The sequence below is a fragment of the Enterobacter sp. CM29 genome, assembly GCF_013179605.1.
Lineage (GTDB): Bacteria > Pseudomonadota > Gammaproteobacteria > Enterobacterales > Enterobacteriaceae > Enterobacter > Enterobacter intestinihominis.
This window is the reverse complement of record NZ_JABMCU010000090.1, coordinates 1-17,812: the sequence shown is the minus strand read 5'-3', so window position 1 is coordinate 17,812 and position 17,812 is coordinate 1. Positions and strand designations below refer to the sequence as shown.

General features: G+C 58.2%; 16 protein-coding genes. 12 read left to right on the top strand and 4 right to left on the bottom strand.

All coding sequences use genetic code 11. The annotated features are described in order from the left end of the window. Nucleotides 1-10: 10 nt before the first annotated feature. The gene (locus HP459_RS12810) at nucleotides 11-1,495 is read right to left on the bottom strand and encodes an MDR family MFS transporter (protein WP_023298980.1); all 1,485 of its coding nucleotides are present in this window, start codon (nucleotides 1,493-1,495) and stop codon (nucleotides 11-13) included. Between the two features lie 93 nt (nucleotides 1,496-1,588). On the opposite strand from HP459_RS12810, the gene HP459_RS12805 reads away from it, so the two are divergent. After that, nucleotides 1,589-2,236: a TetR/AcrR family transcriptional regulator gene (locus HP459_RS12805; RefSeq protein ID WP_032622106.1), complete on the top strand. Its 648-nt coding sequence runs from the start codon at nucleotides 1,589-1,591 to the stop codon at nucleotides 2,234-2,236. Here the strand turns inward: HP459_RS12805 and HP459_RS12800 are convergent. Continuing rightward, a complete protein-coding gene (locus HP459_RS12800; protein ID WP_058677106.1) occupies nucleotides 2,233-2,652 on the bottom strand; it encodes a GNAT family N-acetyltransferase in 420 nt (139 codons plus the stop codon). The two genes, HP459_RS12805 and HP459_RS12800, sit on opposite strands and share 4 nt — an antisense overlap. A gap of 185 nt (nucleotides 2,653-2,837) precedes the next feature. On the opposite strand from HP459_RS12800, the gene HP459_RS12795 reads away from it, so the two are divergent. The 5 genes from HP459_RS12795 (at nucleotide 2,838) to HP459_RS12775 (ending at nucleotide 9,566) form a co-directional block, all read left to right on the top strand. After that, nucleotides 2,838-3,407, top strand: a complete 570-nt coding sequence (locus HP459_RS12795; protein WP_022646570.1) for a TetR/AcrR family transcriptional regulator — start codon at nucleotides 2,838-2,840, stop codon at nucleotides 3,405-3,407. A 146-nt stretch (nucleotides 3,408-3,553) separates the two neighbouring features. Further along, entirely contained in the window at nucleotides 3,554-4,675 is a 1,122-nt protein-coding gene (locus HP459_RS12790; protein ID WP_038414997.1) for an efflux RND transporter periplasmic adaptor subunit, read from the top strand. Continuing rightward, nucleotides 4,675-7,785 carry an efflux RND transporter permease subunit gene (locus HP459_RS12785; RefSeq protein ID WP_038414996.1) on the top strand — a complete coding sequence of 1,037 codons (3,111 nt, stop codon included), beginning with the start codon at nucleotides 4,675-4,677 and terminating at the stop codon, nucleotides 7,783-7,785. Before HP459_RS12790 ends, HP459_RS12785 begins: the two co-directional genes overlap by 1 nt. Then, on the top strand, nucleotides 7,785-9,149 hold the full coding sequence (locus HP459_RS12780) for an efflux transporter outer membrane subunit (protein ID WP_171936289.1): 1,365 nt from the start codon (nucleotides 7,785-7,787) through the stop codon (nucleotides 9,147-9,149). The genes HP459_RS12785 and HP459_RS12780 overlap by 1 nt, the downstream gene beginning before the upstream one ends. 120 nt (nucleotides 9,150-9,269) lie before the next feature. Next, nucleotides 9,270-9,566 carry a YicS family protein gene (locus HP459_RS12775; RefSeq protein ID WP_003861030.1) on the top strand — a complete coding sequence of 99 codons (297 nt, stop codon included), beginning with the start codon at nucleotides 9,270-9,272 and terminating at the stop codon, nucleotides 9,564-9,566. Between the two features lie 50 nt (nucleotides 9,567-9,616). Here the strand turns inward: HP459_RS12775 and HP459_RS12770 are convergent, their stop codons facing one another. Next, nucleotides 9,617-10,567, bottom strand: a complete 951-nt coding sequence (locus tag HP459_RS12770) for a LacI family DNA-binding transcriptional regulator (RefSeq protein ID WP_155019277.1) — start codon at nucleotides 10,565-10,567, stop codon at nucleotides 9,617-9,619. Between the two features lie 293 nt (nucleotides 10,568-10,860). On the opposite strand from HP459_RS12770, the gene HP459_RS12765 reads away from it, so the two are divergent. The 6 genes from HP459_RS12765 to HP459_RS12740 all read left to right on the top strand — a co-directional run bounded on the left by HP459_RS12765 (nucleotide 10,861) and on the right by HP459_RS12740 (nucleotide 16,785). After that, complete coding sequence (locus tag HP459_RS12765) at nucleotides 10,861-11,175, top strand: PTS sugar transporter subunit IIB (RefSeq protein ID WP_003861034.1); 315 nt, start codon at nucleotides 10,861-10,863, stop codon at nucleotides 11,173-11,175. Between the two features lie 11 nt (nucleotides 11,176-11,186). Beyond that, entirely contained in the window at nucleotides 11,187-12,512 is a 1,326-nt protein-coding gene (locus tag HP459_RS12760; RefSeq protein ID WP_063841687.1) for a PTS sugar transporter subunit IIC, read from the top strand. Nucleotides 12,513-12,529: 17 nt separating this feature from the next. Beyond that, on the top strand, nucleotides 12,530-13,906 hold the full coding sequence (locus tag HP459_RS12755; protein ID WP_063148195.1) for a glycoside hydrolase family 1 protein: 1,377 nt from the start codon (nucleotides 12,530-12,532) through the stop codon (nucleotides 13,904-13,906). A 5-nt stretch (nucleotides 13,907-13,911) separates the two neighbouring features. Next, on the top strand, nucleotides 13,912-14,214 hold the full coding sequence (locus HP459_RS12750) for a PTS lactose/cellobiose transporter subunit IIA (RefSeq protein ID WP_014168006.1): 303 nt from the start codon (nucleotides 13,912-13,914) through the stop codon (nucleotides 14,212-14,214). A 138-nt stretch (nucleotides 14,215-14,352) separates the two neighbouring features. Next, nucleotides 14,353-15,732 carry a carbohydrate porin gene (locus HP459_RS12745; RefSeq protein WP_126314396.1) on the top strand — a complete coding sequence of 460 codons (1,380 nt, stop codon included), beginning with the start codon at nucleotides 14,353-14,355 and terminating at the stop codon, nucleotides 15,730-15,732. A gap of 147 nt (nucleotides 15,733-15,879) precedes the next feature. Then, complete coding sequence (locus tag HP459_RS12740) at nucleotides 15,880-16,785, top strand: EamA family transporter (protein WP_023298973.1); 906 nt, start codon at nucleotides 15,880-15,882, stop codon at nucleotides 16,783-16,785. Nucleotides 16,786-16,897: 112 nt separating this feature from the next. Here HP459_RS12740 and nepI read toward each other — a convergent pair. Further along, nucleotides 16,898-17,812: purine ribonucleoside efflux pump NepI (gene nepI, locus HP459_RS12735; RefSeq protein WP_171936288.1), on the bottom strand; the 915-nt coding region annotated here is incomplete at its 5' end.

Genomic DNA, 17,812 nt, shown 5'->3' with positions numbered 1-17,812 from the left:
ACCGCTAACCTCACGCCTGCCGACGCAGCGGCGCTTCGCGCAAAAACCACGACAGCACAAACGCCAGCACCATAATCCCCGCCGCCAGCATAAACACCGCATGGATAGCCGAGCCGAACGCATCCAGATAGTCCAGACGCAGGGCATCAGGCAGATGGTGAATGGCAACGGGATTAAGTTCGCGCGGCAGTTCCGCCCCTTCCGGCAGCCTGTCGATCAGCCCTGATTGCAGAATATGGGTGAACACCGCGCCAAACAGCGCAACGCCAATCGCCCCGCCAATGGAACGGAACAGCGTCACCCCAGAGGTCGCTACGCCGTATTGATCGGCTGACACGCTGTTCTGCACCGCCAGCACCAGCACCTGCATCACCAGTCCCAGCCCCATGCCCAGCACGCCGGTAAACAGGTACAGCTGCCAGGTTGGGGAGGTGATTGAAATGCGCGTCAGTAACGCCATCCCCACCACGCCGAGCAGCGTGCCGAGGATCGGGAACAGACGGTATTTCCCGGTGCGGCTGATGATGCGCCCGCTGATGATGGAGGTGAGCAACAGCCCGCCCATCAGGGGGATCAGCTGCAAGCCGGCCTGCGTTGGCGTGGCGTCTTTCACCACCTGTAAATAGAGCGGCAGGAACGTTACCGAGCCAAACAGGGACATGCCGATGATAAAGCCAATCAGGCTACAGAGCAGGAAGCTGCGGTCGCGGAAGAGCGACAGCGGGATAATCGGCTCCCACGCCAGCCGCTCTTCGTAAATAAACCCGGCGATCCCCGTCAGGCCGAAGGCCAGAATGCACCACAGCTGCGGGTCGTTCCATTGGCGGATCGTACCGCCCTCGGTGGTAAACAGAATGATGCACAGCAGCGCCATGCTGAGGTAAATCGCCCCCAGGTAATCAATCTCATGCTTGCTGCGCCGCGCGCTGCCGTGGAATACCGCGCCAATCACCAGCAGGGCAAACAGCCCCAGCGGCAGGTTGATGTAGAAAATCCAGCGCCAGGATGCGTGCTGAACGATAAACCCGCCGATCAGCGGCCCTATCACCGTCGCCAGGCCAAACACGCCGCCAAACAACCCCTGATAGCGACCCCGATCGGCAGGCGGGATCACGTCCGCCACGGCAGCCATGCTGATCACCATCAGACCGCCGCCCCCCAGCCCTTGCAGGGCGCGCATCAGCACCAGCTGGGTCATGTTCTGCGCCAGACCGCACAGCGCGGACCCTACAAGAAACAGCACAATCGCGATTTGCAGAACGATTTTTCGGCCAAACAGATCGCCGAATTTGCCGTACAGCGGCACCACGATGGTCGAACTGAGGATATAGGCCGTTACCACCCAAGAGAGCTTATCCAGCCCGCCCAGCTCACCGACGATGGTCGGCAGCGCGGTGGAGACAATGGTCTGATCCAGCGCCGAGAGCAGCATCACCAGCAGGAGCGCGCTGAACAGCAGCTTAATCGACGGCGCCTTTTTCGCAGGTTGAGTCATTACGTCGGACTCCATAAGAGATCGCTTGAAATTAATTAATCGAATAATTAATATTCAGGTAAGTTATGGATAAGATCAAGAGACAGCGTGACCGTGCCAGCACTAAAAGACAATTCTGAACCCCGCCGCCCCGGACGTCCGCGCGGCGGCAAGCGCGTTACCGCCAGCCGCGAACAGCTGCTGGACATCGCCCTGAACCTCTTCTCCCGCCAGGGGATCGCCAATACGTCGTTGAACGCTATTGCCCGCGAAGCCGGCGTGACGCCCGCCATGCTGCACTACTACTTCAACTCCAGAGAACAGTTGCTGGATGCGATGATTGAGGAGCGCTTCCTGCCGTTACGTGAGCGGATCGGGGCAATTTTCGCCGACAACCGGGATTCGCCGGTGGATGCCCTGACGGAAATGGTCAGGGTGCTGGCCGAACTGGCGGAAAAGTATCGCTGGTTTGCCCCGCTGTGGATGCAGGAGGTGATCGGCGAGATGCCGGTACTGCGTACGCATTTGCAGGAGCGCTTTGGCGATGAGAAATATCACACCACGCTGGCAACCATCAAAGGCTGGCAGCAGGAAGGAAAGCTGAATCCGGCGCTGGCCCCCGAACTGCTGTTCACGACGCTGCTGAGCCTGGTGCTGGTGCCGTTCTCTCGCATGCGCAATGACGAGAGGCTTAATGCCCTCTCGCCGGAGATCGTTGTGCGCCACGTGTTAGCCGTGATCGGCAACGGGATCGGCGGTTAAAGATCCCTGGTCAGATAGTGTCTCTGCATTCCCTGATAAGGGTAATCCTGTAAGGACATCTGCACCTGATAACCCTGTTTTTCATAGAACGGACGCGCCTGGAAGCTGACCGTATCCACCAGCGCGTGACGGCACCCTTTGCGACGGGCCTCCTCTTCAGCCGTTTTGATCAGCTGGCTGCCGACGCCCGTTCCCCGCACCCTGTCGCTGACCCACAGAAAGTCGATATTCAGCCAGTCGCCTTTACGTACGCCGATTAACCCGCCCAGCATGACGCCGCTGTCGTCCCGCACATATACGCCAATATCGCCACTAAACGTCGCCAGATCTAAATACTGCGCGTTATAGGCTCTTAGCCCCGTTAATAATTCTTCTTTTTCTTCAGCCGTGACTTTATCTGTAATGCTCAGGTGCATAAATCTCTCCTTATTTTCAGCGCAATCTGAATATCTCACAGCTTAACCTTCATAAAAACTCCTTATTTCCTCCATTGTTTAAACAAGGAAATATTCATTCAATATGTAAATAAAAAAAACCTTTCCAATAGGCTCCGAAAACGTATAATGAGAACGATCATTCTCACTTTTTACGGTAGCCGACGATGAGCACAAAGCTGGAAGAACGACAAAAACTACGGCAGGACGAAATCATCACCGCCGCGCGCCGCTGCTTTCGCGCCAGTGGATTTCACGCTGCCAGCATGTCGCAGATCGCCAGCGAAGCCAGGCTCAGCGTCGGACAAATCTATCGCTATTTCAGTAACAAAGACGCGATCATTGAAGAGATGATCCGGCGCATTATCGACTCACGTATTGAGGAGATGCAGGGCAAAACCCTGGTTGAAGGGATGCCGCAGGCGCTTGCCTGGCGCCAGACGCTTAACGAAGATGATGATGCGCTAATGCTCGAAATGTCCGCAGAGGCCACGCGCAATCCGCTGGTGGCAAACATGCTGATCGAAGCCGAAGCCCGCATGTTCGCCAACGCCTGTGAGCACCTGAAAAAGCAGTTCCCCCACCTGAGCGATGAGCATATTCGCTGCTGCGTGGAGATTACCGCCGTGATGATCGAAGGCACGATTTACCGTCGACTCACGCCTTTAAAAGTACCGTCAGAACAATTAGAGCCCATATACCAGAATATTTTAAATATGCTTTTCTCTGCGAAGTAATCGCATGTGAATAATTAGCGGAAATAAGTAATTTCCTTTTTTCATTTCTGGCTCTGCCAGAGATGCGGGATCGCTGTGCTTTTAATTAGCCCTCCTCCCTGTTAAGCGATTAACAGGGCAGGCTTCGTTCACCCTGGAAAAAGATTATGAAAACCATAACAACCTCCATCGCAGCATTACTCCTCCTGACAGGGTGCGATAATGCGCAAACATCTGCTCCCCAGCGTCCTCTTCCGGAAGTGGGGATTGTCACACTCATGAGCCAGCCGGTGTCCGTGGTCAGCGAGCTGACCGGCCGCACCGCCGCCGCGATGAGCGCCGAAGTGCGCCCTCAGGTGGGCGGCATTATTCAGAAACGGCTCTTCACCGAAGGCGATACGGTCAAGGCCGGGCAGGCGCTGTATCAGATCGATCCTTCCAGCTACCGCGCCGCTTATGATGAAGCTGCCGCCGCACTGAAACAGGCGCAGGCGCTGGTGCAGGCCGACTGCCAGAAAGCCCGGCGCTATGCGCAGCTGGTTAAGGATGACGGCGTATCACGTCAGGATGCGGAAGACGCGAAGTCCACCTGCGCGCAGGACAAGGCCAGCGTCGAGTCAAAGAAAGCCGCGCTGGAAAGTGCCCGCATTAACCTCAACTGGACCACCGTCACCGCGCCGATTGCCGGACGTATCGGCATCTCCTCTGTGACCCCCGGCGCGCTGGTGACCGCCCAGCAGGATACCGCGCTGGCCACTATTCGCGGGCTGGACAGTATGTACGTCGATTTAACCCGTTCCAGCGCCGATCTGCTGCGATTACGCAAGCAAACCCTCGCCAGCAACAGCGATACGCTGAACGTGTCGTTGATCCTCGAAGACGGCAGCAGCTACAGCGAAAAAGGCCATCTGGCGTTAACCGAAGTGGCGGTGGATGAGTCTACCGGCTCAGTCACCCTGCGCGCCGTCTTCCCGAACCCGCAGCATCAGCTTCTGCCGGGCATGTTCGTCCGCGCCCGAGTGGATGAAGGCATCATGAATGACGCGATCCTCGCGCCGCAGCAGGGCATCACCCGCGACGCCAAAGGTACCGCCACCGCGCTGGTGGTGAACGCCAGCAACAAGGTCGAGCAGCGTCAGCTGGAAACGGGCGACACCTACGGCGATAAATGGCTGGTGCTGAATGGCCTGAAGGCGGGCGATAAGCTGATTGTGGAAGGCACCGACAAAGTCACCGCCGGGCAGGAAGTGAAAGCTGAAGAGATGAAAACCAACGGAGGAAACGCCTGATGTTTTCCCGTTTCTTCGTGCGTCGCCCGGTCTTTGCCTGGGTTATCGCCATTCTCATCATGCTCGCCGGGATACTGGCGATCCGCACGCTGCCCGTTGCGCAGTACCCGGACGTTGCCCCGCCGTCGATCAAAATATCCGCCACCTACACCGGCGCCTCCGCACAAACGCTGGAGAACAGCGTGACGCAGGTGATCGAGCAGCAGCTCACCGGGCTGGATAACCTGCTCTACTTCACCTCCACCAGCAGCTCGGACGGTTCGGTGAGCATCAACGTCACGTTTGAACAGGGAACCGATCCGGACACCGCTCAGGTACAGGTGCAGAACAAAGTCCAGCAGGCGGAATCACGCCTGCCGACCGAGGTGCAGCAGTCCGGGATCACCGTCGAAAAATCCCAGAGCAACTTCCTGCTGATCATGGGCGTATATGATAAAACCGACACCGCCAGCAGCTCGGATATCGCCGACTGGCTGGTGAGTAATATGCAGGATCCGCTGGCGCGCGTGGATGGCGTCGGCAGCCTGCAGGTGTTCGGTGCAGAATACGCGATGCGCATCTGGCTCGACCCGGCTAAGCTGGCGTCGTACTCGCTGATGCCCTCCGACGTGCAGAGCGCGATTGAAGCGCAGAACGTGCAGGTCTCCGCCGGTAAAATCGGCGCGCTGCCCTCGTCGAACGCCCAACAGCTGACCGCCACCGTCCGCGCTCAGTCGCGTCTGCAAACGGTCGATGAGTTCAAAAAAATCATCGTCAAGAGCGAGTCCAACGGTGCGGTGGTGCGCATCAGCGACGTCGCGCGCGTGGAGATGGGCAGCGAAGATTACACCGCCACCGCGAAGCTGAACGGCCACCCGGCGGCGGGTATGGCGGTGATGCTCTCGCCGGGCGCCAACGCGCTTAACACCGCCACGGCGGTAAAAGACAAGATCGCCGAGTTCAAAAAGTCGATGCCGGAAGGCTACGACGTGGCCTACCCGAAAGACAGCACCGAGTTCATCAAGATCTCCGTTGAGGACGTGATTCAGACCCTGTTCGAAGCCATTATCCTCGTGGTGGTGGTGATGTACCTGTTTCTGCAAAACATCCGCGCGACGCTGATCCCGGCGCTGGCGGTGCCGGTGGTGCTGCTGGGCACCTTCGGCGTGCTGGCGCTGTTCGGTTACTCCATCAACACCCTGACGCTGTTTGCCATGGTGCTGGCGATAGGACTGTTGGTGGATGACGCCATCGTGGTGGTGGAAAACGTCGAGCGTATTATGCGAGACGAAGGGCTGCCCGCCCGGGAAGCGACCGAAAAATCGATGGGCGAAATTTCCGGCGCGCTGATCGCCATTGCGCTGGTGCTCTCTGCGGTATTCCTGCCGATGGCCTTTTTCGGCGGCTCTACCGGGGTCATTTACCGTCAGTTCTCGGTCACCATTATTTCGGCGATGTTCCTCTCCGTGGTGGTGGCGCTGACCCTGACGCCCGCGCTGTGCGGCTCGATCCTGAATCACACCGCTCCGCACAAAAAGGGCTTCTTCGGCGCGTTTAACCGCTTCTACAGTAAGACCGAGCACGGCTATCAGAATAAGGTTCTGCGCGCCCTGCGCCGTTCCGGCGGCATGCTGGTGATCTTCGCCCTGCTCTGCGGCGCGATGGGGTTCGCCATGCTGAAACTGCCGGGCAGCTTCCTGCCAACCGAAGACCAGGGAGAAATCATGGTGCAGTACACCCTCCCTGCCGGCGCAACCGCGGTGCGTACCGCAGAGGTAAGCCGCCAGGTACGCGAGTGGTTCCTCACCAAAGAGAAAGCCAATACCGACGTGATCTTTACCGTTGAAGGTTTCAGCTTCAGCGGCAGCGGCCAGAACGCCGGGATGGCGTTCGTCTCCCTGAAAAACTGGTCAGAGCGTAAAGGCGAGGAAAACACCGCGCAGGCCATTGCCCTGCGCGCCACGCAGGAGCTGAGCGCCATCCGCGATGCCACCATCTTTGCGATGACACCGCCGGCAGTGGACGGTCTGGGCCAGAGCAACGGCTTTACCTTTGAGCTGATGGCGAGCGGCGGCACCGACCGCGACGCGCTGCTGAAACTGCGTAACCAGCTGATTGGCGAAGCGAATCAGGACAGCTCGCTGCACGCCGTGCGCGCCAACGATCTGCCGCAGATGCCGCAGCTTCAGGTGGATATCGATAACAACAAAGCCGTGTCGCTGGGGCTCTCCCTGAGCGACGTCACCGACACCCTGTCCAGCGCCTGGGGCGGCACCTACGTGAACGACTTCATTGACCGTGGCCGCGTGAAAAAGGTCTACATCCAGGGCGACAGCGACTATCGCGCGGTACCGTCGGATCTCAACAAATGGTATGTGCGCGGCAGCGACAGCACTATGACCCCATTCTCCGCCTTCGCCACCACCCGCTGGGAGTATGGCCCGGAAAGCCTGGTGCGCTACAACGGCTCGGCGGCGTATGAAATTCAGGGCGAGAACGCCAGCGGCGCCAGCTCCGGTACGGCAATGAGCAAAATGGAGCAGCTGGCGAATAACCTGCCGTCCGGCAGCACCTGGGCGTGGAGCGGTTTGTCGTTGCAGGAAAAACTGGCGAGCGGTCAGGCGATGAGCCTTTATGCCCTCTCCATCCTCGTGGTGTTCCTGTGCCTGGCAGCACTGTATGAGAGCTGGTCGGTGCCCATTTCGGTGATCCTCGTGATCCCGCTTGGGGTGCTGGGCGCGGCCATTGCCGCCTCCCTGCGCGGCCTGAGCAACGATGTCTATTTCCAGGTGGCGCTGCTGACCACCATCGGTCTGTCGTCGAAGAACGCCATTCTGATTGTCGAGTTTGCCGAAGCCAAAGTGGCCGAAGGCTACTCCCTGACGCGCGCCGCCCTGCGGGCCGCCCAGACGCGTCTGCGTCCGATCATCATGACCTCGCTGGCGTTTATCGCAGGCGTGACGCCGCTGGCGATTGCCACCGGCGCCGGGGCCAACAGCCGCGTGGCGATCGGTACAGGCATTATCGGCGGGACGCTGGCCGCGACGCTGCTGGCCATCTTCTTTGTTCCTTTATTCTTTGTACTGGTGAAACGTCTGTTCTCCGGTAAGCACGCAAACCGGAGGTCATAATGTTTCGTGTAACTGTTTTAGCGTTAGCACTGCTGAGCGCAGGCTGTGTATCATTAGATCCCACGTATCAGCGCCCGGACGCGCCCGTTCCGGCCACACTGCCCGGCGCGCACGGCGAAGCCAGCGCCGTGGTGAGCCAGTGGCAGCAGGTGATGAATGATGCGCGGCTGAAAAGCGTGGTGACGATGGCGCTCAACAGCAACCGCGACGTGCAAAAAGCGATTGCGGATATCGACGCCGCCCGTGCCCAGTATGGCGAAACGCGCTCGTCCCTGTTCCCGACGGTGGACGCGGAACTGAGTCATACCCGCAGCCGTACGCTGGCGAGCGGCGTCGCGACGAGCGACGAAGCCAACGGCACGGTCTCCAGCTTCGAACTGGATCTGTTTGGCCGCAACCAGAGCCTGTCGCGTGCCGCGCGGGAAACCTGGCTTGCCAGCGAGTTCACCGCGCAGAACACGCGCCTGACGATGGTCAGCGAGCTGACCACGGCCTGGGTGACGCTGGCGGCGGATAACAGCAATCTGGCGCTGGCGAAATCCACCCTGGAGAGCGCCGCGAACTCGCTCAAGATTGTGAAGCGCCAGCAGGAAGTAGGTGTGGCAGCGGCCACGGACGTCAGTGAAGCGATGGCGGTTTACCAGCAGGCGCGCGCCAGCGTGGCGAGCTACCAGACGCTGGTGATGCAGGACAAAAACGCCCTTAACCTGCTGGCGGGCGATACGGTGCCCGAGAACCTGCTGCCCGGCACGCTGGAGAGCCTGAGCGATAACGCCATCACGCTGATCCCGGCGGGCGTCAGCTCCAGCGCGCTGCTGCGTCGCCCGGACATTCAGGAGGCGGAACATAACCTGCTGAGCGCTAACGCCAACATCGGCGCGGCACGCGCCAACTTCTTCCCGACCATTTCACTGACCGCCAGCGCGGGCGTCGGCAGCGATTCGCTGTCATCCCTGTTCAGCCACGGCATGAAGGTCTGGTCGTTCGCGCCGTCCATCACCCTGCCGCTGTTTAGCGGGGGCAACAATATGGCGCAGCTGCGCTATGCGGAAGCGGAGAAGAAAGGGCTAATCGCCACCTATGAGAAGACCATCCAGAGCGCGTTTAAGGACGTGGCCAACGCGCTGGCGCGGCGCGAAACGTTGAGCGAACAGCTTGATGCCCAGCGTGAATACGTGGCGGCGGAGCAAAAAACGCTGGATGTGGCGACGCGCAGTTACAAGGCTGGCGCGGGCGATTATCTGACGGTGCTCACCGCGCAGCGATCGCTGTGGTCGGCACAGGAATCACTGATTGCCTTGCAGCAAACCGACCTGGAAAACCGCATCACGCTGTGGCAATCGCTGGGTGGAGGGGTTCAGTAACGGCCTGAGAGGGCGATTCTCATACCAGGTGAAAAGTAAATTCATACTTTCGGCTGGAATCGCCTGCCTGAATGTAACGATACATTTCAGGGAAAGCCTGTGACTTTACCGGAGGTCTCAATGAAATCTGCACACCTGGTTTGCCTGCTCGTTTGCCTGATTTTCGCTGCGTTTGTTCACGCGCAGGAGAAGAGCGCTCCGGAGAAAGAGGCCCAGATAAAACAGCAGGTCCTGAAAGATGTGAAGAAAACCTGTACACCGCAGAAAAAGCAGAGCGATAAGGCCTGGCAGGCGATGATTTTGTCGTCTGAGGCCAATCAGCTGCTGATCAAAAATGCCATCACCGCCGTGAAGCGTGACAACCTGGACGCCTACTGGGATGCAGTAAGTCAGGTGGATTGTATGGAAGATTACTGAGGGTTGAGCGCCGGGTGGCGGCTGCGCCTTACCCGGCCTACATCACATGTTTAACGCTTCCGCACATCCGGAATAATCAAATCCCCGCGCAGCACGTACGACCCCAGCATCTGCGTTTTCGCCGTCAGCCAGCTCACAATCCGCGCCGCCATGGCGTCCATGGAATATTCAATCGCCGGGATCACCGGAATACCCGGGAGTTGCAGCGAACCGCCGAGGCTGAAGACCATGATGTCTTCCGGTACCGATTTATTAAACGCCTGTAACTGCGGGATCACCCGCTGGGCTTCCTGCTCGTCTGCCACCAGCAGCGCGTTGAAGTTCAGCGTGGACGCGTTGTTGAGTAATTCCTGAAGCGCAACGGACGATGAAGTCGCGTCCATAAACACGAGGTTGCGATTAAAGGGCAGGAAGTTTTTCTCCAGCGCATGTTTGTAGCCCAGCAGCACCTGATCGGCAAAGCCGCTGCCGTGCGGGTGGATCAGTGCTATCTGGCGACGCCCCTGGCTGGTGAGATAGTTGCAGGCCGTTTCAGCCGCGAACGCGTGATCGAACTGAATGCTGTTGGCGTTATCGGCCTCCATACAGTCGACCAGAATGACGTTGTCCATGTCCACGTCCAGCGGGAAACGCGCGCCAATCACCAGAATGTCATCACATAAGCCGCAGGAGAGTTCTTCAAGGGCGTTCATCACTTCTGTTTTCGTGTGTGCGAAACGCAGCAGCAGATGTTTTTGATGCTGGCTGAGGTGTTTTTCCAGCGCGTACAGGTAACCGGTGGTCTGGTTAATGTTCTCCTGCGCGCAAATCACCCCAATGCAGCCCGTCGACTGGCTGAGCAGCGACTGGGCGATCACGTTGGGACGATAGTTCAGCTCATCCACCGCTCTCAGAACAGCCTGTCGGCTGGCTTCTTTAACGCCACGCGACCCGCTCAACACCCGTGATACCGTGGCTTTGGACACCCCGGCCAGACGCGATACATCGTTGATTGTAGACATCTCTCTCCCCTGTCAGACGCAACTGGCGTCTGTAATTTCCATCACCGCTACGGCTCACATTATAGCCAGAACGGAGTATATCCGTTTCCGTTTTCCATGGAAACCGATTTTCCGTTTCCACTCAATTTGATGTCAAAACAGCCAAATTATGTGACCCACATCCGGTTAATTAGCGTCATAAGTAGTGGATATTGATGGTTGTCACACTTCTGTCTTTTATGAATGGAAACCGGTTTCCGTATCATGTCCAATCATCATCGCAATAACTTTTTACATTTTGAGGATGGTCGTCGATGTTCAAGATTATGCTGTGCTGCTCTGCCGGGATGTCCACCAGCCTGCTGGTCAGCAAAATGATCGATGTTGCAAAAGAACGGGGCTTGCCCGTGAAGATAGATGCGTATGGCGTATCCGAATTTGATACGCAGTTTCCGCACTATCAGGTGGTGCTTCTCGGACCGCAAGTGAAATACATGTTAAAGACGCTCTCAGACAAGGCAGCGACGCAAGGCATACCGGTGCAGCCCATCGACATGATGGATTACGGCATGCAGCGTGGCGATAAAGTACTGGACTATGCTCTGTCGCTCATCGAAGCGGCACACTAAAAGGTGTTCACATGAGTTCGTTATATCAATCCATGGTCGCGGTGATTGAACAGTCAATTACGCCGCTGGCCGCGAAGCTCGGTCAGCAAAAGTATGTGATTGCCATCCGCGACGGCTTTACCGCCGCGCTGCCGTTTATGATCATCGGCTCGTTTATGCTGGTGTTTATCTTCCCGCCGTTTTCGGCGGATACCACCAACAGCTTCGCCCGCGGCTGGCTGGATTTCTCCGAGACCTACCGCGAACAGCTGATGCTGCCCTTTAACCTCAGCATGGGCGTCATGACCTTCTTCATCTCGGTGGGGATTGGGGCGAGCCTGGGACGTCAGTTTAACCTCGATCCGGTGATGTCCGGTCTGCTGGCCTTTATGGCCTTCCTGCTGGTCGCCGCGCCGTATGCCGACGGCAAAATTTCGACGCAGTATCTGTCGGGTCAGGGCATCTTCACTGCGCTTATCACCGCGATCTACTCCACCCGTGTGTACGCGTGGCTGAAGCAGAACAACGTCACCATCCGCCTGCCGAAAGAGGTGCCGACCGGCGTGGCGCGTTCGTTTGAGATCCTGATCCCGGTGATGGTGGTGATTGGTACCCTGCATCCGCTGAACCTGTTCATTGAAGCGCAGACCGGGATGATCATCCCGCAGGCGATTATGCACCTGCTGGAGCCGCTGGTGTCCGCGTCTGACTCGCTGCCCGCGATTCTGCTCTCCGTTCTGCTGTGCCAGATCTTCTGGTTTGCCGGTATCCACGGGTCGCTGATTGTCACCGGCATCATGAACCCGTTCTGGATGGCGAACCTCTCTGCAAACCAGGCGGCGCTGGCGGCGGGCGCGGCGCTGCCGCACGTTTATCTGCAAGGTTTCTGGGATCACTACCTGCTGATTGGCGGCGTAGGCTCGACCCTGCCGCTGGCGTTCCTGCTGCTGCGCAGCCGCGCCACTCACCTGCGCACCATCGGCAAAATGGGCGTTGTGCCAAGCTTCTTTAACATCAACGAACCGATTCTGTTCGGCGCGCCGATCATCATGAACCCGATGCTGTTTATCCCGTTCGTGTTTGTTCCGCTGGTCAATGCCTGCCTGGCGTACGGCGCAACCAAACTCGGCTGGCTGGCCCAGGTGGTTTCGTTAACCCCGTGGACCACGCCCGCGCCGATTGGCGCCTCGTGGGCGGCGAACTGGGCGCTGAGCCCGGTGGTGATGTGCCTGGTCTGCATGGTGATGTCGGCGCTGATGTACCTGCCGTTCCTGCGCGCCTATGAGCGTACGCTCATCAAAAATGAAGAGCAGAAAGCCCAGGCAACCGTCGGCTCCGCTGAAACAGTTAGCAATTAAGTCAAAGAGGAAGGGTCATGAAATACGCATTTCCCGATAACTTCTGGTGGGGCAGCGCAAGCTCCGCTCTCCAGACGGAAGGGACACGAGAGGGTGAAACCACGTGGGACTACTGGTTTGCCCGCGAGCCGAACCGTTTTCACAACGGCGTGGGACCGCAGCACACCTCCACGTTTTATCAGCACTGGAAAACGGACATTCAGCTGTTGAAGCAGCTGAACCACAACAGCTTTCGCACCTCGATTAGCTGGGCGCGCCTGATCCCCGACGGTATCGGTGAAGTGAACCCGGACGCGGTCGATTTTTATAATCAGGTCATTGATGAGCTGAATGAACAGGGCATCACGCCGTTTATCACCCTGTTCCATTTCGACATGCCGATGGCGATGCAGGAGATAGGCGGCTGGGAAAACCGTGACGTAGTGGACGCCTACGCCCGCTATGCGCAGATCTGCTTCGAGCTGTTTGGCGACCGCGTGCTGCACTGGTTTACCTTCAACGAGCCGATCGTGCCGGTGGAAGGCGGTTATCTGTACGATTTCCATTACCCGAACGTGGTGGATTTTCGTCGGGCGGCGACCGTGGCGTATCACACGGTGCTGGCCCATGCGAAGGCCGTTCAGGCTTACCGCGCCGGGCATTACGCGGGGGAGATCGGCATCGTGCTGAACCTGACGCCGTCATACCCGCGTTCGCAGAACCCGGCGGACGTGAAGGCGGCGCATATCGCGGATCTGATGTTTAACCGCAGCTTCCTCGACCCGGTGCTGCGCGGGGAGTATCCGGCCGACCTGGTGGCATTGCTGAAATCTTACGATCAGCTACCCGCCTGCAAGCCGGAAGACGGTTTCCTGATTGCGGAAGGGAAAATCGACCTGCTCGGCGTTAACTACTATCAACCGCGCCGCGTGAAGTGTCGCGACAGCGCGGTGAACCCGCAGGCGCCGTTTATGCCGGAGTGGTTCTTTGATAGCTACGAGATGCCGGGCCGCAAGATGAATCCGTACCGCGGCTGGGAAATTTACGAGCCGGGTATTTACGATATTCTGGTTAACCTGCGCGACAATTACGGCAACCCCCGCTGTTTTATTTCTGAAAACGGGATGGGTGTCGAAAACGAGCAGCGCTTTATTGAAAACGGTCAGATAAACGATCGGTACCGCATCGAATTTATTTCTGAGCATTTAGCGTGGCTGCATAAAGGTATTAGCGAAGGCTGCAATTGCCTTGGCTACCATATGTGGACGTTTATTGATAACTGGTCGTGGTGCAATGCCTATAAAAACCGCTACGGTTTTATTCAGCTCGATTTGGAGACGCAGCAGCGCACCATTAAAAAAAGCGGAGAGTGGTTTGCCGCTACCGCCTTAAATAATTGCTTTGATAAAGAGTAAAAATGATGATCGCATTAGAAGAAGCCGTAATGGAAATTATCGTCAACGCCGGTCAGTCCCGCAGCCTGTGCTTCGAAGCGCTGCATGCGGCGCGCCAGGGCAACCTTGACGAAGCCAAAAGCCTGCTGCGTGAAGCCGATGGCTACGCGCGCCAGGCACACAAGATGCAGACCAAACTGATCGAGCAGGACGCGGGCGAAGCCCGCCAGCCGATGACCTTAATTATGGTGCACGCGCAGGATCATTTAATGAATTCGCTATTAGCGCGTGAATTATCTGAAGAGATTATTCATTTATATCAGAGATAGTCTATGGCGAAATAAATTAATGTAATACCTCTGTACCTAAAACTAGAAATCCACTTGTTCTGATGATAGCGACATATTCTGTCAGATCGGAGCGGGATGGTTATTGTCTGAATAAAATTAAACTATATTGAGATAACCATGAATACGATTAAAAAACTTCCATTAACCATGGCGGTTATCGCCGCGCTTTGTCCAATTTCCGTGCTCGCGCAAGAATTTACGCAGGAGCAAATTGACGCCATTGTGGCGAAAGCGGTGGATAAAGCCCTGGCCGAGCGTCAGGCGAAAATGGATGCGGCGGTCGCGAAAAAAGCGGACGTCATCACCGAGCCGCAGAGCGCAGCGCAATCCCCGGACATGGCGATTCCGTTTGGCATCAAATTTACCGGCTACGCCCGCTACGGCGCGCACTTCCAGGCCGCTGACCAGAAGTATGTGGCGGTGGACGGCTCCTACAACGGCGCGTCCGCGATTGGTCGTCTGGGTAACGAAGGCAACGGCGGGGAATTCCAGCTCTCCAAGGCCTTCAAGGGTGATAACGGCGCCATCTGGGACATCAACGTGATGATCGACCACTGGGGCGACGAAGTTAACCTCAAAAAAGCTTACGCCGGGGTGACCAACATTATGGCCTCCAACCCGAACGCCTACTTCTGGGCCGGTCGTGACTTCCACCAGCGTCCGCAGCAGGGCATCAACGATTACTTCTGGATGAACCACGATGGCCAGGGCGCCGGGGTGAAGAACTTCGACATCGGCGGCATGCAGTTCGACGTGGCTGCCGTGGCGGCGGTGGAATCCTGTAGCCCGGAAGTGATGGAAGATGAAGCCAACCCGTCGCGCATCACCTGTACCGGCGGCTCCGGCACGGGTGACAAGGGCAACTACGCTGCCACCTCAAAAATCCACGGCATGAAGCTCGGCCCGATCGACCTGGAGCTGTACGCCAACTACGGTTTTGACTCCAAAGCCGTTGAGAGCGACGAGCGTCTGAACGCCTGGCAGGGCGGCGTGGTGCTGAGCCACACCAACGATAGCGGCGTGAACAAGGTGATCGCCCGCTACTCCGATAATTCGGACAACAGCGTGTTCAACAAAACCGAAGATCTGACCACGGTCTACGCCAGCTTCGAAGGGCTGTATAAATTCACCCAGGCCACGCAGGTGGAGTACATCCTCGCCTTCCACGACTATGACAACAGCCGTGATGACACCGACAACCGTAAGAACTACAACGCCATCGTGCGCCCGATGCACTGGTGGAACGACGTTCACTCCACCTGGCTGGAAGCGGGCTGGCAGCACGTAGATTACGACAACGGCGGCGACAACAAGGGCTGGAAGCTGACCCTGTCGCAGAACATGTCTATCGCCATGGGGCCGGAGTTCCGTCCGATGCTGCGCTTCTACGTGACCGGCGGCAAAGTGGACAACGAACGCACCGCGCGCGTGAACAACACCAAAGATGAGACGCTGGACGACTTCAACGTCGGCGCGATGTGGGAGGCGTGGTTCTAAGGTCAACAACATGCCGGGTGGCGCTACGCTTACCCGGCCTACGGTTTTCCCCCTCTCCCCGTGGGAGAGGGCCGGGGTGAGGGCATCAGGCCGCACACAACCATGCTATGCTGTTGGCCAATTAACGACAACATAACAGGGGAGAACATGGGTTCCACACGCAAAGGGATGCTCAACGTCCTGATCGCCGCCGTTTTATGGGGCAGTTCCGGGGTTTGCGCGCAGTACATCATGGAGAAAAGCCACATTTCTTCACCTTACCTGACCATGGTTCGCCTGCTGTTTACCGGCGTGATCCTGCTGACGCTCTCCTTCGTTCACGGCGACAAGATTTTCTCGGTCATCAAAAACCGCAAGGACGCCCTCAGCCTGCTGTTTTTCTCACTGGTTGGCGCGCTCACCGTGCAGCTCACCTTCCTGCTGACGATTGAAAAATCCAACGCCGCTACGGCCACCGTGCTTCAGTTCCTGTCGCCAACCATCATCGTGGCGTGGTTCGCCCTGGCGCGGAAGAAGCGTCCCGGCATGTTTGTCCTGTCGGCGATTTTGACATCGCTTGTGGGTACCTTCCTGCTGGTGACCCACGGCGACCCGACGTCGCTCTCCATCTCGCCTGCCGCACTGTTCTTCGGTATCGCCTCGGCGTTTGCTGCGGCGTTTTACACCACCTATCCATCAACGCTTATCGCCCGCTACGGCACGCTGCCGATTGTCGGCTGGAGTATGTTGATTGCGGGACTAATGCTGACGCCGTTCTACGCCGGACGCGGCACCACCTTCGCCATTGACGGCGGCCTGCTGCTGGCGTTTTTCTACCTGGTGGTGATTGGCACCGCGCTGACGTTCAGCCTGTATCTGAAGGGCGCGCAGATGATCGGCGGGCCGAAGGCAAGCATTTTGAGCTGCGCCGAACCCCTGAGCAGCGCGCTGCTGTCGGTGGTTTTGCTGGGGGTGGCATTCACCCTGCCGGACTGGCTGGGAACGCTGCTGATTGTGTCGTCGGTGGTGTTGATTTCGATGGATTCACGCAGAAGGGTTAAGGCATCGGCTTAAGCGAATGTCCCCTCACCCCGGCCCTCTCCCCAAAGGGGCGAGGGTGAAAAGACAGCACCGAGCAGTCCCCTCTCCCCTACGGGGAGAGGGTTAGGGTGAGGGGGAAAATTGACTACTTCGCCTTAACCTTCCCCGCCACCAGCAGCGCGGTCAGCAGCATCAGCGTACCGGAGATCACCAGCGGTGACGTCAGCCCCAGATGGTCGAGCGCTACGCCGCCCACCGCCGCGCCGCAGGTGTTCGCCAGCTGGATCACCGCCACCTGAATCGACCCGGCTTTTTCCGCCTGATCGGCAAGCGAGCGGGTGATCCACGTCGACCAGCCCACCGGCACCAGCGCAAAGGCAAAGCCCCAGACAATCGCAATCGCCGATGCGACCCACTTGTCGCTGCCCCACAGCACCAGCACCGCGGCACTGATCGCCAGCACCAGCGGCGCACCCGCCAGCGCCACCTTCAGGGAGCGCTTCAGGAACTGAGACGACAGTGAGGTGCCGACGAAGCTGGCGATACCGAAGCTCAGCAGCACCAGCGTCAGGCCATCCACGTCAAAGCCCGCCATGGTCATATACACCGGGCGAATATAGGTAAAGAAGGCAAACTGCCCGGCAAAGGCCATGAAGATGGCGGTCATCCCCGCCAGCACGCCCGGACGCTTGAGCAGCGCGAACATGTTCTGTTTGTGGTGCGCCGCTTCACCCGGCAGAGACGGTAGCGCTTTCCACACCCAGATAATGCACAGCACGCCCATCACTGCCGCCGCGTTAAAGACGTTACGCCAGCCGATAATCCCACCAAGGAAGCTGCCCAGCGGCGCGGCAATCACCAGCGCAATAGAGACCGCGCCGAAGATAACGGACAGCGCTTTTGGCACGGTGCGCGCGGGCACCAGGCGCATGGTCAGCGAGGCCGACATCGCCCAGAAGCCGCCTAACCCCAGCCCCAGGCAGGCGCGACCCAGCAGCAGCAGGGTGAAGCTTTCAGCGAAAGAGACCAGCAGGCAGGAGAGCGTCAGCAGCACGCTGAA

Excerpts from the sequence above, each read along its gene's own strand:
- HP459_RS12810 (WP_023298980.1), bottom strand. The coding sequence starts at position 1,495 with ATGACTCAACCTGCGAAAAAGGCGCCGTCGATTAAGCTGCTGTTCAGC.
- HP459_RS12800 (WP_058677106.1), bottom strand. The coding sequence starts at position 2,652 with ATGCACCTGAGCATTACAGATAAAGTCACGGCTGAAGAAAAAGAAGAA.
- HP459_RS12795 (WP_022646570.1), top strand. The coding sequence starts at position 2,838 with ATGAGCACAAAGCTGGAAGAACGACAAAAACTACGGCAGGACGAAATC.
- HP459_RS12790 (WP_038414997.1), top strand. The coding sequence starts at position 3,554 with ATGAAAACCATAACAACCTCCATCGCAGCATTACTCCTCCTGACAGGG.
- HP459_RS12785 (WP_038414996.1), top strand. The coding sequence starts at position 4,675 with ATGTTTTCCCGTTTCTTCGTGCGTCGCCCGGTCTTTGCCTGGGTTATC.
- HP459_RS12780 (WP_171936289.1), top strand. The coding sequence starts at position 7,785 with ATGTTTCGTGTAACTGTTTTAGCGTTAGCACTGCTGAGCGCAGGCTGT.
- HP459_RS12775 (WP_003861030.1), top strand. The coding sequence starts at position 9,270 with ATGAAATCTGCACACCTGGTTTGCCTGCTCGTTTGCCTGATTTTCGCT.
- HP459_RS12770 (WP_155019277.1), bottom strand. The coding sequence starts at position 10,567 with ATGTCTACAATCAACGATGTATCGCGTCTGGCCGGGGTGTCCAAAGCC.
- HP459_RS12765 (WP_003861034.1), top strand. The coding sequence starts at position 10,861 with ATGTTCAAGATTATGCTGTGCTGCTCTGCCGGGATGTCCACCAGCCTG.
- HP459_RS12760 (WP_063841687.1), top strand. The coding sequence starts at position 11,187 with ATGAGTTCGTTATATCAATCCATGGTCGCGGTGATTGAACAGTCAATT.
- HP459_RS12755 (WP_063148195.1), top strand. The coding sequence starts at position 12,530 with ATGAAATACGCATTTCCCGATAACTTCTGGTGGGGCAGCGCAAGCTCC.
- HP459_RS12750 (WP_014168006.1), top strand. The coding sequence starts at position 13,912 with ATGATCGCATTAGAAGAAGCCGTAATGGAAATTATCGTCAACGCCGGT.
- HP459_RS12745 (WP_126314396.1), top strand. The coding sequence starts at position 14,353 with ATGAATACGATTAAAAAACTTCCATTAACCATGGCGGTTATCGCCGCG.
- HP459_RS12740 (WP_023298973.1), top strand. The coding sequence starts at position 15,880 with ATGGGTTCCACACGCAAAGGGATGCTCAACGTCCTGATCGCCGCCGTT.